This is a genomic window from Lentisphaerota bacterium (assembly GCA_016873675.1).
Lineage (GTDB): Bacteria > Verrucomicrobiota > Kiritimatiellia > RFP12 > JAAYNR01 > VGWG01.
The window spans coordinates 16,765-31,063 of the sequence record VGWG01000026.1 but is presented as its reverse complement, the minus strand read 5'-3'; the positions used below and the strand labels follow the sequence as shown (position 1 = coordinate 31,063).

The window sequence follows — 14,299 nt, the reverse complement described above, 5'->3', positions numbered from 1 at the left end:
AGGAATGGACGTCGAAGCCCTGTCCAACTGGCCATGGACTGCCAGTCCCTTGGGCAGGGTCTCCAAGATCTCGTCTGCCCAAGCGACAAATCTGACCGACTCCTGATAAACAGTCAGCTTCTCATGAGCAAAAACCGTTTTCATGGGTAACATTTTATGATCACATGCAGGAGCAAAGCAAGATTACGATTATGATTACGATTAAGTAACCCTCATCAGAACTGCCATGCGCCCATCGCACCCTCCGGTTATTTCCCAGGTTGAAAGCCGCAGGACTAATCCGGTATAATTCATACCGTCTACCGGGAGGTGCGGATGTCGCAACAGAGCATCAAGTGGATCAACTGGCAACAACCGATGAAACACGTGCTGTTCGCGTGCGCGCCACTCATGGTTGCCTCGATCTACCTCTTCGGCTGGCGTGTGGCCGTGATGGGGATGCTGGCGTCTGCGGCCGCCTATGCCACTGAGGCGGTCTTCACCCGCCGATGGAAGGAGCCGGTCTCTTCAGCCGTGTTTGTGTCAGCCGTGCTGTTCACGTTCTCCCTGCCGCCAACGCTGCCGTTGTGGATGGCGATCGTGGGCATCGTCTTCGGCATTCTCTTCGGCAAGATGGTCTATGGCGGCTTCGGCCGGAACGTCTTCAACCCCGCCCTGACCGGCCGCGCCTTCATTTACATCTGCTTCGGCAACTTCATGACCGCGCAGTGGTACGAGCCGTGGACCCGCTTCCCTGCGGGCCTGATCCGCTGGGGCTACACCGCCGCCGGGGCACCGCCCGACGTGATCACCACCGCCACACCGGGCGCGCTCATGAAACTCTCCACCGAGGCCCTGACCGCCCACGGCGTAACCGCCGCCGATCTGTCGTCTTCCACCCTTTTTCTAGGCGACTGCTCCGGCGTGATCGGCGGCACCAGCGCCGCGCTGACCCTCCTCTGCGGCCTCTATATCATCTGGAAGAAGGCAGCCAACTACCGGATCGTCCTCTCGGGCTTCTTCGGCTTTGCCGCAATCCAGACCGTTTTCTGGCAGCTCGGGCTGGGCAATGCCGCAGACCCCCTGCGCGCCGCCTTGGGCGGCAGCCTGGTGATCGGCATCTTTTTCTACGCGACCGACCCGGTATCGGCCTCACAAACCAACCCCGGCCGCTGGATCTACGGCGCGCTGATCGGAGCGCTCTCCTCCGTCATCGCCACGTTCTCCGCCTGGCCCGCAGGCACCATGTTCGCCATCCTGTTGGCCAATATGTTCGCGCCCATTCTGGATCATGCGATCCGGTCGCTGCAAGCCAAGCCAGCGGGCGGCGCGTCCGGAACAGGCGGGCCGACAAAGAAACGGTAGGCGTTCTTTTTTTCACCTGCGGCGCAACCGCAGGGGTTGCCGTGAATATAACTGCGAGGCGATAAGGTTGAAAAGCCGCTTAAAAGCGAGTGTGCGAGCCGCAGGGTTCATGTTCACCCTGTCGCTGGTGTTGATCACCTGCGTCTCGGCGCTCCATCTGGCCACGGCCGAACGGGTGGAGCGCAATGCCGATCTCTTCCTGCAGCGGGCCGTTCTGGAGGTCGCGGGCGTGCCCGTGCCTGACGGGCCCGCCGACGTGGCGGAGCTGTTCCGGAACACGGTCAGCACCAACGCTGTCGGTGGCCCCGCCTGTTTCTACGTGCGCACGCTCGGAACCGGATCTCTCCAAGCCATCGTCTTCCGGCGTCAGGCACGCGGGTTGTGGGGCGTGATCGACGCAGTCGTGGGCCTCGATCCGGAAAATCGGACCTTCCTGAAAATCCGCTTCCTGAATCACAACGAAACCCCGGGCCTCGGCGCGCGGATCGAGGAGCCGTGGTTTCAGGAGCAGACCGCAGGCAAAAGCGGCCCGTTCGTCCTGAAAGCCGAGGGGACGCGCTCAGCCGAGCCGACGGAGATCGACGCTATCACCGGCGCCACCATCACATCGAGCGCGGTGCGGGATCTGCTCAACGGCGTGGGGCGTGATGCGGCGGAGGTGAAACCATGACTGCCAAGCGGAACTGGACGGTGTTCAAAGAGAACCTCGGCACGCAGAACCCGGTGTTCGTGCAGGTGCTCGGGATCTGCTCGACCCTGGCGGTGACGAACGTGCTCCGGAACACGCTCGTGATGTGCCTGGGGTTGGTCTTTGTGACCGCGCTCTCCAACCTCACCCTCTCGCTGCTGCGCAATCGGATCCCGCCGCGTATCCGCATGATGGTGGAGGTGCTCGTCATCGCCTGCATGGTCATCCTCGTGGACATCTACCTGAAGGCATTCTACCCCGACATCTCCCGCCAGCTCGGCCCGTATGTCGGACTGATCATCACCAACTGCATCATCATGGGGCACGCCGAGGCGGTCGCGCTGACGAACCCGCCGCTCATCTCGTTCGTCGACGGCCTTTCAGCCGGGATCGGCTATTCGTATGTCCTGCTCGTGATCGCCTGTGTCCGGGAACTCCTCGGCACCGGGGCGATCTGGGGCCTCCCGCTGCTGGGCCCGAACTGGACGAACTGGTCGGTGATGGTCATGGCGCCAGGCGGGTTCTTCGTGCTGGCGGTGTTCATCTGGATCATCAAGGGGTGGGTCATGCGACCGGCCCGGAAAGCGGGGGCGTAACATGGAACAGCTCGGTTTCTTCACCATCCTGTTTTCGGCCGTCTTCACCAACAACATCCTCCTGACCAATTATCTGGGGATGTGCTCGTTTCTCGGCTGCTCGCGTGAGATCAAGACTGCGCTGGGGTTGGGCACAGCCGTGAGTTTCGTGACTGCGGCGACCAGCATCCTGAACTGGCTGGTCTACGCGTACATCCTCGTGCCGTTCGATCTGGTCTACCTGCGCTTCATCGTCTTCATCGTGGTCATCGCCGCCTTTGTCCAGTTGGTTGAGATGATCATCGAGCGGGTCTCCGAGCCGCTCTACAACGCGCTGGGGATCTTCCTGCCGCTCATCACGGTCAACTGCGCCATCCTCGGCGTGTCCCTCTTCATGGTGATCCGCAACTACACCTTCTGGCAGGCCTTCGGCTACGGGCTGGGCGCCGGGCTGGGCTGGGCGCTGGCCATTCTGGCCATGGCTGGCATCCGCCAACGGCTCGCGCAGCGCTCGCGCATCCCGCGCGGGCTGGAGGGGCCGGGAATCGCCCTGATCATCGCCGGAACCATGGCCTTGGCTTTTATGGGGTTCAACGGCATGGTGAGTCTGAACTAGCCATGAGCGATCTCCTCCTAGCCGTGGGCATTCTGTGCGCCATCAACACAGGGCTCGCGCTTTTGCTGATGCTCGCCGAAGCTGTGATCGTCGACACCCGTGACCGCAGCATCACGATCAACGACACCCAGATCGTGACCGTCCCGGGCGGCCGACCGTTGCTGGCCGCGCTCAAAGACCGGAAGATCTTCATTCCCTCGGCTTGCGGCGGCCGCGGCTCGTGCGGCCTGTGCAAGGTGACCGTGATCGAGGGCGCGGGACCGCTGCTGGCCACGGAGACCCCCTGGCTCACCGCCGAGGAGCAGAAGTCCGGCGTCCGTCTGTCCTGCCAGGTCAAGGTCCGGCGCGACCTGCGCATCCGCATCCCCGAGGAGCTGTTCGCCGTCAAGCAGTATCAGGCGGAGGTGGCCACCCTCTCCGACCTGACGCACGACATCAAGCAGGTGACCCTCAAGCTGCTCGACCCGCCCGAGATCACCTTCACCGCCGGACAGTTCGTCCAGATCGAAGTGCCTCCCTATGCGCTGACGGACGAGCCGATCTACCGCGCCTACTCCGTTGCCTCAGACCCCTGCCAGCCCAGCCAGATCGAGCTGGAAATCCGCTACGTCCCCAACGGCATCTGCACCACTTACGTCCACAAGCACCTGAAGGTCGGCGACCGCGTGACCCTCAACGGGCCGTACGGCACGTTCGGCCTGCGTCCGACCGGACGCGAACTCATCTTCATCGCCGGCGGTTCGGGGATGGCGCCGATCCGGGCGATCCTGCTGGAGATGGCGCGCACCCAGAACCCGCGCCCCTGCCGCTATTTCTTCGGCGCCCGCGCCAAACGCGACCTGTTCCTAGTCGAGGAGATGCGCCGCATCGAGACCGAGCTGCCGAGCTTCCGCTTTATCCCGGCGCTTTCGGCCCCCGACCCCGACGATCGCTGGGAGGGCGAAACCGGCCTGATCACCGAAGTGGTTGGCCGGCACGTGACGAACGCCGCGCAGGCCGAGGCCTATCTCTGCGGCAGCCCGCTGATGATCGACGCCTGCATCCAGGTGCTGCGCGAAAAGGGAATGCCCGAGGAGAACATCTTCTACGACAAGTTCGCTTAGGAGGCCGCCATGAAACAGAGCAAGCGCGACGATATCATCCAGGGACAGATGCGGCCGGGCGCCATCACCCGCGACGGCATGCTTGGCGTGGACCGCCGGACGCTGCGCGATATCCTCGACGCCGACGACGCGGCCGTGCGACGCCTAGGCCTGACCCACGCCACCATCGCCGCCCGCCTGCGCGAGCTGCGCGCCGCCGGCGCACGGGGCCTGGGCGAGCCGATCCGCGTCGACTCCGATCTTGAGATCCGCGTCGACTCCGTCTGCGGCAAACTCCCCTGCCCCTTCGGACATCCCGGGCTCTATCCGAAAGAGTTCGTCGAGGTCAGCAACCTGCGCACAGGCGAGCGGGTGACCTTCACCCAGTTGAACATCCACCTGATCGGCACACACGGCTTCTACGAAGGGCTCGATTCCCCCTTCCGCCAAGACCCCGAGACGCTCGCACGCGTGCTCGGCATCACGGCCTGACGCGCGGAAGCCAGGCAAGCCAACCCCGACGGATCACTTGAGCAAAACCGTTATCGTGTGCCGTCACTCAGACACGGACTTGAGAAACGGCAGAATGCGGGACAGGGGCACATGGTTCACGGAAGCGCCGATCACCCTTCCGCTTCCACCCGGTTCCGAAGAACCCCGATACCCGAGACATCCACCTCGAACAGGTCGCCGGGCTTGAGGTAGATCGGCGGCCTGCGGGCAGAACCCACACCCGCCGGTGTCCCGGTCAGCAGCAACGTGCCCGGCAGCAGAGTCATGCCGCGCGACAGATAGCTGATCAGAAATGGAATACCGAAGATCATCAGCGACGTCGAGGCATCCTGGAGGGTCTGTCCGTTCAGACGCCCACGGACGCGTACGTCCAAGGGGTTGAGTTCCGTCTCGAGCCACGGGCCAATCGGACAAAAGGTGTCGAAGGCCTTGGCCCGCACCCACTGGCCGTCGTTCCGCTGACAGTCCCGCGCGCTCACGTCGTGGGCGCAGGTGTAGCCGAGCACATACTCCAGCGCCCGGCTCTCGGACACGTGACGGGCGGTCTTGCCGATCACCAGCGCCAACTCGGCCTCGTAGTCCACTTCGGCAGGCGCGATCGCGGGAATCACGATCGGCGCATTCGGCCCGATCATCGCGGTGGTTGGCTTCATGAACAAGACCGGTGCCTGGGGCCGTTTATCTCCCCGCTCATCAACATGCGATTGATAGTTCTGCCCGATGCACAGCACGTTCACCGGCTCGACCGGCGCCAGCAGCGTGACGCCCGCCAGCGGCACCGAAGTCCCCGTCCGCTGAAGCCCCGAAATCGGATCGCCTGTCGCAACCGCAATGCGTTCGCCTTCGACGATCCCATACTGCGCCCGGCCCGTCTTGTCACTGAATCGGACGATCTTCATTCGCGCGCTTTCCTTTCCTTATCTAGAAATGTCCTTCGTGTTTCGTGATGCGCTCACCTGCGGACTTGGGGATGAACGAGCTGCGGAGGCGCGACCGTGTTCTTGTGAACCAGAAAGTCGTTCAGGATCGCAAACCCCACCGCAAATAGCGTGGGGCCAAGAAAAATGCCAATAAAACCAAAGGCGAGGATGCCACCCATGGCGCCGAGGAAGACCAGCACAAAGGGGAGCCGGGCTTCGCGGCTGATGAGGTAGGGGCGCAGGACATTGTCGCTGCTGCTGATCGCCACCAGTCCCCACAGCCCCATGAAGATGGCCGTGCCCATCCGCTCCTCTGCCACCAGCCAAAGGGTGGCCGGAATCCAGACCAGAGGTGGACCGCCGGGCACTAGCGCGAGAATGAAGGTGAGCAGCCCCAACAGTCCGGCGCCGGGAATATTGGCGATCGTGAACCCGATTGACGCCAACAGGCCCTGCGCCAGCGCCGTGCCCAGAAAGCCATAGACCACGCCGCGAATGGTTTGTCCCACCACGGCGACCAGATGCTGGCTGTATTCGCCCAAAACGCGCTTGCTCAGCTCGGCGATGCGCTCGACGAGATGATCCCCGTCACGATAGAGGAAAAACGCAATGACGACGCTGAAGCCAAGCCGGAGCACGCCAATCGCCAGATCCTGGCTGCGGCGCAACAGCCAGGGTTTGGAGTGTTCCAACAACATGGCTAGAAAGGAGTGGCCTCGCTCGCTGTCCGCCGCCAGATCGGCCCAGTGGGCCTGCAGCGGCTCGCCGACGAGTGGAAGGCGGATGAGCCAACCCGGAGGCTGTGGAAGTCCCTGCGTACGGTACTCCTGCACACGCGCCAGCAGCGCCGCGATGTTATCATCGAGCGCCGTGATCGCCAGCACAAACGGCAGCACGGTCACAAGAATCACGAGCGTCGCCATGACGGCGGCGGAGAGCGTGCGGCGACGGCCGAACAGGCGCTCCAGCCGCTGGTGCCACGGCCATGTGGCGAAGCAGATGACCGCCGCCCAGAGAATAGAGGAGACAAACGGCGCCATCACCAGGATGCAGCCGCCTGCAATGAGTGCCATCAGCGACACACCAGGTTTGGTCAATTCCATGACAACGGCTCCCGGTCAAACCCAATGGCACATGATAGGCAACCCCGTTGAGATCCGCAAGCCCCAATCCGCCTGCCTTTCTTTGCTCATTCTCGCTTTGCGCTGTCTCGCTTTGCGCTGGACGCCGGGCCGCAAACCCCCGATACTAGGGGGACATGGCGTTCGGGCTGGGTCCCGGCACCTGTTTCAAACCACGCTTAAGGGGTGTTGTGATGACAAGCAAGGCGACGACGAAACGAGCGCGGGCTGTGGCCAAGGCGCTGGTGGTCCGCGGCGGATGGAGCGGACACGAACCGGTTGAGTTTTCCAACCGCCTGGTGCCGTGGCTCAAAGTCCGCGGGTTCGAGGTCGTGGTCAGCGATTCGATGGACGCCTATGCCGATCCGGCCGTGACGGCCGGGCTCCGCGTGATCATCCCCATCTGGACTATGGGCGAAATCTCGGGCGACCAGTTCAAGGCCCTCAACGCTGTGGTCCGCTCGGGCGTCGGCCTGGCCGGGTGGCACGGCGGAATGTGCGATTCGTTTCGCAACAACACCGAGTACCAGTTCATGACCGGAGGCCAGTGGGTGGCGCACCCCGGAGGCGTGATTGACTACCAGGTGACCGATCTCGATCCCGTCGATCCGATCACCGCCAACCTCGCGCCGTTCTGGATGCACTCGGAGCAATATTACATGCACACCGACCCCGGCAACGAGGTGCTGGCTTCGACGGTGTTCAGCGGCGAACATCAGGGCTACACCTGGATCAAGGGAACACGCATGCCCATGGTCTGGAAGCGCACGTGGGGCAAGGGGCGGGTCTTCTACAGCGCCCTCGGTCATGTGGCGGTTGACTGGGACGTGCCCCAGGCATTTGAAATCACGAAGCGCGGCATTCAGTGGGCGGCGGGCTTGGAAATCGTTCCCGAGTTCACCGACCCCTCGGATGTCTGCTGCCCGTTCTAATGAAGCGGCCCAGCCGCCGCGTCACGGACAACAGGATCGGGCCCGGTGAAACGCATGGGATTGTGTAGGTTACTGAAGCCACGAGCGAGGCTTTGTCTGGGATGTGAGCGGCCGCTGCCGCCCGAAGCGGAGGGCTGTCCCTACTGCGACGAGCCGAAGCTGACGGGGCCCGCTGACCGCCTCCGCGCGGCTGGCGCCGGTTGCGCCGCAGTCTGTGGCCTGCTCGCGGTGAGGCTCGCCGGGCTTGGGCTTGCGGACGTCTTTCGCGCCCCAGGCACACAGGCCGCCGGTGTCCTGCTGGCCGCCGGCGCGGTTCTGCTGCTGGCACCGGCGGACTGGCGGGGCATTCCGCCTCCAACCCGGCGCGGGCGGCGTGTCGCGCTCCTGCTCAAAATGGGTCACCGCTTCGGCGCCGCGCTGGCAGGCGCGGTGCCGCTGGCCGCTTTTCGCGGGGCATCGCCACCGCCGCCGGTTCTCCCGCTGGCTGTGGTCTCATTGGTGTTCGCGGCCGTGGCCTGCGCCCATTCGCGCGACGCCCGTTTCGGCTTCCTCGCCGGGCTGCTCATCGGTCTCGCATGAAAAATCTCTATATCCATATTCCCTACTGCGACGGCAAGTGTCTCTATTGCGCCTTTTATTCGATACGGGGCGCGACGGCTGAACGCGAGGCCTATGCGGACCTTCCGGGATTGGAGCTGGCGCACGTACTCGCCGAAGGGGTGTCGGTCGCCCCCGAGACCGTCTATTTCGGCGGCGGCACCCCCTCCGCGCTCGGCCCGGACGGGTTGCGGCGGCTGGCTGCGGGCCTGCGACAACGGGTTTCATTCGGGGCGGTCGTCGAATGGACGGCGGAGGTGACGCCTCCCATGGCCTCGGATGCGGTCCTGGGCGCGCTGTGCGAGATGGGCGTAAACCGTATCAGCATGGGCGTGCAGTGTTTGGACGACCGGACGCTGCGAGCGCTCGGGCGCCGTCACGACGCGGCCGAGGCGGAAGCCGCTGTACGGCGGATCCGCGCGGTTGGTCTCGCGAACGTCGGCCTCGACCTGATCGCCGGACTGCCAGGCCTGGACGAGCAGGCCTGGGGAGAAACTCTGGCGCGGACACTCGCGCTGGATCCCGCGCATGTGTCGGTGTACGCACTGAGCGTCGAACCCGGCAGCGGCCTGGCCCGGCAGGTCGAACGGGGATTGACGCTTCCCGGCGAAGCGGAGGGACTGGCGGCGTTGCAGCAGGCTGAGGCGGCGCTGACCGCCGCCGGACTCGCGCGCTACGAGATTTCCAACTACGCCCGTCCGGGGCGCGCCTGTCTCCACAACCTCGCCTGCTGGCGCGGAGAGGACTATCTGGGGCTGGGCCCGGCGGCCGCTTCGCGCATCGGGCTGACGCGCCGCACCCATGCGGCGGATGCAGCGGCTTATCGCGCCGCGATCACATCCGGGAACCATCCGCCCACTGAGGCCGAGACGCTCAGCCCGGCCGATGACGCGACGGAGCGGTTCATCTTCAGCCTGCGCCTCGCCGAGGGGGGGAGCCCGCAGCGGCACGCCGAACGATGGCCTGCCGCAGGACCGAACGTTGCAACCTGGGAACGCCGGCTTGACGGGCTGGCCCGCCACGGCATTACGGAGGAGGCCGGCACCGGGCGCTGGCGGCTCACGGTGCGCGGCCGCGAAGTCGCCGACGCCGTCGGCCGCGAACTCCTGTGGTAATCGCCCTGCCGTCGACCACTCCCTCTTTCTGCAGACGGCACAGGCACACCGATATCAAGGGTTTCGTCATTTTTATAGGGCTGGCCGAGAGCAGTCTCGACAAAGTCTTGCGACGAAGCGTAGACGACAACGCGTGGGACAATGAATGGATGGAAGGCCCGTCCCTTTTCGGGCGCCCTTGTCGGGCGGGTTTGTTGGGCCTCACCGTTACGACATTGTCTCACTCGTATAGCGGGCCTTCCATGCGCATTCCTATGAAGTAACCGATGAAGAGTAGAGTACGAAACGCGACTGCCCCCGATAGCAGTGTTAGCGTTGAACACGGAGCCGCGCTAACGGCCATCGCGGCCGGCGACGGCCGCGCACACGAATTCGCGGAAGAGCGGATGGGCGCGCAGCGGGGTGGACTGGAATTCGGGGTGGAACTGGCAGGCCACAAACCACGGGTGGTCCGGCAACTCGATCATCTCCACCAGCGCGCGGTCGGGCGAGAGGCCGCTCAGCCGCATGCCAGCCTGCTCAAACGCATGACGAAACGCATTGTTAAATTCATAGCGGTGACGATGGCGCTCGCTCACCTCGACGCTCCCGTAAGCGGCGTGCGCGCGGCTTCCCGCCTCCAGCACACACGGCTTGGCGCCGAGCCGCATGGTGCCGCCCTTGTGGGTGGTCGTCCGCTGCTCATCCATCAAATCGATCACGGGGTAGGGGGTCTCGGGTTCGAATTCGGTGCTGTTCGCGTCGGTCAGACCACAGACGTTGCGGGCGAACTCCATCACCGCGCACTGCATGCCGAGGCAGATGCCAAGGAAGGGCACGCGCCGCTCGCGCGCATAACGCACGGCGGCGATCTTCCCCTTAACACCGCGCTGGCCGAAACCGCCCGGCACCAGAATCCCATGCATTCCGTCCAGCACGACCTCTGCGCCCTTCTCGACGACCTCGTCCGCCTCGACAGGCGTCACCTTCACCCGGACGTCGTTGGCGACGCCCGCATGCGTGAGCGCCTCGTAGATGCTCTTGTAGGCGTCGCGCAGCGAAGTGTATTTGCCGACGACCGCGATCCGGATCTCACCGCCCGATGGCGTGATCAACCGCCGCAACATCGTGTGCCAGTCGGAGAGGTCGAGCACGCCGGCCGGAAGCTTGAGCAGATCCAAGACCTGGAGATCCATCGTCTGCCGTTCCAGTTCGACCGGCACCTCGTAGATCGTGTGCGCCACGTCCTGCTCTTCAATGACGACGGCGGGGTCGACATTGCAGAACAACGCCAGCTTCTGCTTGTGCTCGTCACCCAGCGGATGCTCGCACCGGCAGACCAAGATATCAGGGAAGATGCCGATCGCGCGCAACAAGCCGACCGATTGCTGCGACGGCTTCGTCTTCAGCTCCTCAGCCGCGCGAATGTAGGGGACGAGCGTCACGTGGACGAACACGCCGTTGTCTTTGCCGATCTCCTGGCGCATCTGTCGAATCGCCTCCAGGAACGGCAGGCTCTCGATGTCCCCCACCGTGCCACCGATCTCGGTGATGACAATATCCACCCCGGGCGCGTCGAGCGACCGGATCGCCGCCTTGATCTCGTCGGTGATATGCGGGATCACCTGCACGGTCTTGCCCAGATACCCCCCCTGACGCTCGCGTTGGATCACGGCGCTGTAGATGCTCCCCGTCGTGAAGTTGCTGCCGCGGAGGCACGCCTCGCCGGTGAACCGCTCGTAATGCCCGAGATCGAGATCCGTCTCCACCCCGTCCACCGTCACGTAGACCTCGCCGTGCTGGAACGGCGACATGGTCCCCGGATCGACGTTCAAATAAGGATCCAGCTTCTGCATCCGCACGCGGTAGCCCCGCTTGATCAACAGCAGCGCCAGCGATGCCGCCGTCAGCCCCTTACCCAAGGATGACACCACCCCGCCCGTCACGAAAACATGTTTGCTCATCGCTCCTCCACCCGATTGTCTTCCAGTTGCAGTTTGCCCAGCATGTGGCTGACATCGAGCGGGTACGTCCCGTTGAAGCAGGCCCGGCAGAAATTAACATCCCCGCAGGCCAGCGGCGCGAGCAGTCCGTCTTCGCTCAGGTACCCGAGCGAATCGGCGCCGATGAACGAGCAGATGTCCGACACCTCGCGCCCGCAGGCGATCAGCTCGCGCTCGGTGGCGAAATCAATCCCGAAGAAGCAGGGATGACGCGTCGGCGGACAGGAGATGCGCACGTGGATCTCAACTGCTCCCGCCGCACGCAATTGATCGACCCGCCGCTTCACGGTCGTTCCGCGCACAATCGAGTCGTCCACCACCACCACGCGCTTCCCCTTGACCACCGCCGGCAGCACCGACAGCTTCAGATCCACGCCCGCCGTGCGCTGACCCGTCTCCGGCATGATGAACGTCCGCCCCACGTAGTGATTGCGGATGTAGCCGAGATCGAAGCTGATGCCGCTGGCCCGCGCATAGCCGATCGCGGCCGACATGCCGCTGTCGGGAATCGGTATCACCACATCCGCGTCAACAGGGTGTTCCTGCGCCAAGCGCATGCCGTAAGCGAGACGAATCTGGTGGACGTTGTGCCCGAAAACCGTGCTGTCCGGCCGCGCAAAATAGACCATCTCAAAGATACACTGCGCACGCCGGGGCGGCAGTTCGGAGAAGCGGTAATTTTGCACGCCGAGCGCGCTGACCATCACCAGTTCGCCGGGTTCGACCTCGCGCAGGAGGGTCGCCCCGATCTGGCTCAGTGCGCACGACTCGCTGGCGAAATAGATCCCGCCGTCCTTCTCGCCCATCACCAGCGGCTTGAATCCGTTGGGGTCGCGGGCCGCGATCACGCAGTCGCGCGTCATCAGCAGAAAGGCGAAAGCGCCCTGCAGCTCGGCCAGGGCTCGCCCGACGCGGCGGGTGCGATCACGATAGTGCGGATCGGCGAGCAGGTGGAGCAGCACTTCGCTGTCGGTCGTCGTTTGGAAGATGGATCCAGACTTCTGGTATTTCCGGCGGAGTTCCTGCGCATTGGAAAGATTGCCGTTGTGGGCGATCGCCCAAGCGCCGTCGGCGCACTCCGCGACCAGCGGCTGCACATTCTGCGGCCGCGACGCGCCGGTCGTCGAATAGCGCACATGCCCGATACCCATCCGCCCCTGAAGAAAATCGAGCATCTCGGCGTTGAAGACATCTTCAACGAGACCCAGCCCCCGGTGGCTGCGCAGCTTGCCCGCATCGCTGACCACGATGCCGGCGCCTTCCTGCCCCCGGTGTTGCTGGGCGAACAGACCCGAATAAATCACCCGCGAAGCCTCCGGCACATTGAAGCAGCCGAACAGTCCGCACGCTTCCTTCGCTTTCTGGCCCATGGGGAGTCCTTATCGTTTCATCGCTGTGTTCGCGAGCCAGTGGTGAACGCTTTCGGCGGTCGCGCGGCCGTCGGCGATGGCGCGCACCACCAGCGAGGCGCCGCGGGCGAGGTCACCCGCAGCGAAGACGCCGGGAACGCTCGTCATGTTTTCGGCGTCCCGGATCACGGTTCCGCGGCTGTCGAACGACACGCCCAGTTCCTGAAGCAGCTTGTTTTTGCGCGGCCCGGTGAAGCCCATCGCCAATAGCACGAGTTCGGCCTCAACGTCAAATTCCGAATCCGGTTGGATTCGCATCTGAGGCCGTCCGCCGTCACCGGGGGACCACTCGACCCCCGCGCAACGGAGGCCGCTCACCGCGCCCTCGCATCCAAATGCATGGATCGTGGTGACAGCCCACCGCCGCGAGCCCCCCTCCTGATGGCTGCTCGAATCACGCCGGATCAGCGGCCAGGTCGGCCAGGGATTGGACGGGGCTCGGGTTGCGGGGGGCTCAGGCAGGATCTCGATTTGCAGCACCGACTTCGCGCCCTGCCGCAGGGCCGTGCCCAGACAGTCCGATCCGGTGTCGCCGCCGCCAATCACCACGACCCGCTTGTCGGCCGCCGAAATATCGTAGCGGGGCGGGACCGGGTCGCCGTCGAGCCGCATGTTTTGTCCGCGGAGGTAATCCATCGCAAAATGGATGCCGCTCAGTTCGCGGCCGGGCACCGTCAAGTTGCGGGGCTCGCGCGCGCCACCGGTCAGCACGATGGCGTCGAATCGGCTGAACAGAAATTTGGTCGAGAGGTCGTCGCCGACCTGCACGCTGCACTCGAACAGAACCCCCTCATCCCGCATGAGCTGCACACGCCGGTCGATGACCGCCTTCTCCAGTTTGAACTCGGGAATGCCATACCGGAGGATGCCGCCCGGACGGGGGGCGTTCTCGTAGACCGTGACGTGGTGGCCGATCCGGTTGAGTGAGTCGGCGGCCGCCAGACCGGCAGGCCCCGAGCCGATGACGGCCACGCGAGTGGCCAGTCGCGCGGCGGGCGGGCGCGGCTTCATCCAGCCTTCGGCAAAAGCCCGCTCAATCACCGCCAGCTCGATATTCCGGATGGTCACCGGATCGCCCACCAGGCCGAGCACGCACGACCCTTCACACGGTGCGGGACAGACCCGGCCCGTGAACTCCGGAAAATTGCTCGTGCTGAGCTGCAGATCGAGCGCCTCGCGCCAGCGGCCATGCTGCGCCAGCGCGTGGATCTCGGGAATGTGATTGGCCAGCGGACACCCGCAGCCGTGGCAGAAGGGGATGCCGCAGTCCATGCACCGCTCCGCCTGCCTCCGGACCTGGTCCTCGGGCAGTTGACGCTCCACCTCGCGCCAGTCGTGCAGCCGCTCGTCGCGGCTGCGATACCCGGCGGCCTTACGCGGTATGTCCAGAAACCCCATTGGATTA

Annotated in this window: 14 protein-coding genes; 9 read left to right on the top strand and 5 right to left on the bottom strand. The window is 64.5% G+C overall.

Annotated features, from left to right (window positions below; translation table 11 throughout):
- Positions 1 to 315: 315 nt before the first annotated feature.
- Genes FJ222_05285 through FJ222_05260 form a run of 6 tightly spaced genes read left to right on the top strand, consistent with a single transcriptional unit; the run spans position 316 to position 4,797 of the window.
- Complete coding sequence (locus tag FJ222_05285) at positions 316 to 1,344, top strand: RnfABCDGE type electron transport complex subunit D (GenBank protein MBM4163835.1); 1,029 nt, start codon at positions 316 to 318, stop codon at positions 1,342 to 1,344.
- Complete coding sequence (locus tag FJ222_05280; protein MBM4163834.1) at positions 1,271 to 2,014, top strand: FMN-binding protein; 744 nt, start codon at positions 1,271 to 1,273, stop codon at positions 2,012 to 2,014. The genes FJ222_05285 and FJ222_05280 overlap by 74 nt, the downstream gene beginning before the upstream one ends.
- On the top strand, positions 2,011 to 2,628 hold the full coding sequence (locus FJ222_05275; GenBank protein MBM4163833.1) for an NADH:ubiquinone reductase (Na(+)-transporting) subunit D: 618 nt from the start codon (positions 2,011 to 2,013) through the stop codon (positions 2,626 to 2,628). The genes FJ222_05280 and FJ222_05275 overlap by 4 nt, the downstream gene beginning before the upstream one ends.
- 1 nt (position 2,629) lies before the next feature.
- Positions 2,630 to 3,223: an NADH:ubiquinone reductase (Na(+)-transporting) subunit E gene (locus FJ222_05270; GenBank protein ID MBM4163832.1), complete on the top strand. Its 594-nt coding sequence runs from the start codon at positions 2,630 to 2,632 to the stop codon at positions 3,221 to 3,223.
- Positions 3,224 to 3,225: 2 nt separating this feature from the next.
- Positions 3,226 to 4,326 (top strand): 2Fe-2S iron-sulfur cluster binding domain-containing protein, encoded by a 1,101-nt coding sequence (locus tag FJ222_05265; GenBank protein MBM4163831.1) that lies wholly within the window; start codon positions 3,226 to 3,228, stop codon positions 4,324 to 4,326.
- A 9-nt stretch (positions 4,327 to 4,335) separates the two neighbouring features.
- On the top strand, positions 4,336 to 4,797 hold the full coding sequence (locus tag FJ222_05260; protein MBM4163830.1) for a hypothetical protein: 462 nt from the start codon (positions 4,336 to 4,338) through the stop codon (positions 4,795 to 4,797).
- A 131-nt stretch (positions 4,798 to 4,928) separates the two neighbouring features.
- Here the strand turns inward: FJ222_05260 and FJ222_05255 are convergent, their stop codons facing one another.
- Together FJ222_05255 and FJ222_05250 are read right to left on the bottom strand one after the other, a co-directional pair.
- The gene (locus tag FJ222_05255) at positions 4,929 to 5,717 is read right to left on the bottom strand and encodes a DUF2437 domain-containing protein (protein ID MBM4163829.1); all 789 of its coding nucleotides are present in this window, start codon (positions 5,715 to 5,717) and stop codon (positions 4,929 to 4,931) included.
- A 53-nt stretch (positions 5,718 to 5,770) separates the two neighbouring features.
- Positions 5,771 to 6,841 (bottom strand): AI-2E family transporter, encoded by a 1,071-nt coding sequence (locus FJ222_05250; protein ID MBM4163828.1) that lies wholly within the window; start codon positions 6,839 to 6,841, stop codon positions 5,771 to 5,773.
- A gap of 248 nt (positions 6,842 to 7,089) precedes the next feature.
- On the opposite strand from FJ222_05250, the gene FJ222_05245 reads away from it, so the two are divergent.
- The 3 genes from FJ222_05245 to hemW are packed head-to-tail and all read left to right on the top strand — an operon-like array spanning position 7,090 to position 9,503.
- Complete coding sequence (locus FJ222_05245) at positions 7,090 to 7,791, top strand: ThuA domain-containing protein (protein MBM4163827.1); 702 nt, start codon at positions 7,090 to 7,092, stop codon at positions 7,789 to 7,791.
- 54 nt (positions 7,792 to 7,845) lie between these two features.
- On the top strand, positions 7,846 to 8,370 hold the full coding sequence (locus tag FJ222_05240; GenBank protein MBM4163826.1) for a hypothetical protein: 525 nt from the start codon (positions 7,846 to 7,848) through the stop codon (positions 8,368 to 8,370).
- Entirely contained in the window at positions 8,367 to 9,503 is a 1,137-nt protein-coding gene (gene hemW / locus FJ222_05235) for a radical SAM family heme chaperone HemW (protein MBM4163825.1), read from the top strand. The genes FJ222_05240 and hemW overlap by 4 nt, the downstream gene beginning before the upstream one ends.
- Positions 9,504 to 9,835: 332 nt before the next feature.
- Here hemW and FJ222_05230 read toward each other — a convergent pair whose 3' ends face one another.
- The 3 genes from FJ222_05230 to FJ222_05220 are packed head-to-tail and all read right to left on the bottom strand — an operon-like array spanning position 9,836 to position 14,292.
- Complete coding sequence (locus tag FJ222_05230) at positions 9,836 to 11,446, bottom strand: CTP synthase (GenBank protein ID MBM4163824.1); 1,611 nt, start codon at positions 11,444 to 11,446, stop codon at positions 9,836 to 9,838.
- Positions 11,443 to 12,855: an amidophosphoribosyltransferase gene (locus tag FJ222_05225; protein MBM4163823.1), complete on the bottom strand. Its 1,413-nt coding sequence runs from the start codon at positions 12,853 to 12,855 to the stop codon at positions 11,443 to 11,445. Before FJ222_05225 ends, FJ222_05230 begins: the two co-directional genes overlap by 4 nt.
- Before the next feature lie 9 nt (positions 12,856 to 12,864).
- Entirely contained in the window at positions 12,865 to 14,292 is a 1,428-nt protein-coding gene (locus tag FJ222_05220) for a glutamate synthase subunit beta (GenBank protein MBM4163822.1), read from the bottom strand.
- Between the last annotated feature and the right edge of the window lie 7 nt (positions 14,293 to 14,299).

Excerpts from the sequence above, each read along its gene's own strand:
- FJ222_05265 (MBM4163831.1), top strand. The coding sequence starts at position 3,226 with ATGAGCGATCTCCTCCTAGCCGTGGGCATTCTGTGCGCCATCAACACA.
- FJ222_05240 (MBM4163826.1), top strand. The coding sequence starts at position 7,846 with ATGGGATTGTGTAGGTTACTGAAGCCACGAGCGAGGCTTTGTCTGGGA.
- FJ222_05280 (MBM4163834.1), top strand. The coding sequence starts at position 1,271 with ATGCGATCCGGTCGCTGCAAGCCAAGCCAGCGGGCGGCGCGTCCGGAA.
- FJ222_05230 (MBM4163824.1), bottom strand. The coding sequence starts at position 11,446 with ATGAGCAAACATGTTTTCGTGACGGGCGGGGTGGTGTCATCCTTGGGT.
- FJ222_05255 (MBM4163829.1), bottom strand. The coding sequence starts at position 5,717 with ATGAAGATCGTCCGATTCAGTGACAAGACGGGCCGGGCGCAGTATGGG.
- FJ222_05270 (MBM4163832.1), top strand. The coding sequence starts at position 2,630 with ATGGAACAGCTCGGTTTCTTCACCATCCTGTTTTCGGCCGTCTTCACC.
- FJ222_05285 (MBM4163835.1), top strand. The coding sequence starts at position 316 with ATGTCGCAACAGAGCATCAAGTGGATCAACTGGCAACAACCGATGAAA.
- FJ222_05220 (MBM4163822.1), bottom strand. The coding sequence starts at position 14,292 with ATGGGGTTTCTGGACATACCGCGTAAGGCCGCCGGGTATCGCAGCCGC.
- hemW (MBM4163825.1), top strand. The coding sequence starts at position 8,367 with ATGAAAAATCTCTATATCCATATTCCCTACTGCGACGGCAAGTGTCTC.
- FJ222_05260 (MBM4163830.1), top strand. The coding sequence starts at position 4,336 with ATGAAACAGAGCAAGCGCGACGATATCATCCAGGGACAGATGCGGCCG.
- FJ222_05225 (MBM4163823.1), bottom strand. The coding sequence starts at position 12,855 with ATGGGCCAGAAAGCGAAGGAAGCGTGCGGACTGTTCGGCTGCTTCAAT.
- FJ222_05275 (MBM4163833.1), top strand. The coding sequence starts at position 2,011 with ATGACTGCCAAGCGGAACTGGACGGTGTTCAAAGAGAACCTCGGCACG.
- FJ222_05250 (MBM4163828.1), bottom strand. The coding sequence starts at position 6,841 with ATGGAATTGACCAAACCTGGTGTGTCGCTGATGGCACTCATTGCAGGC.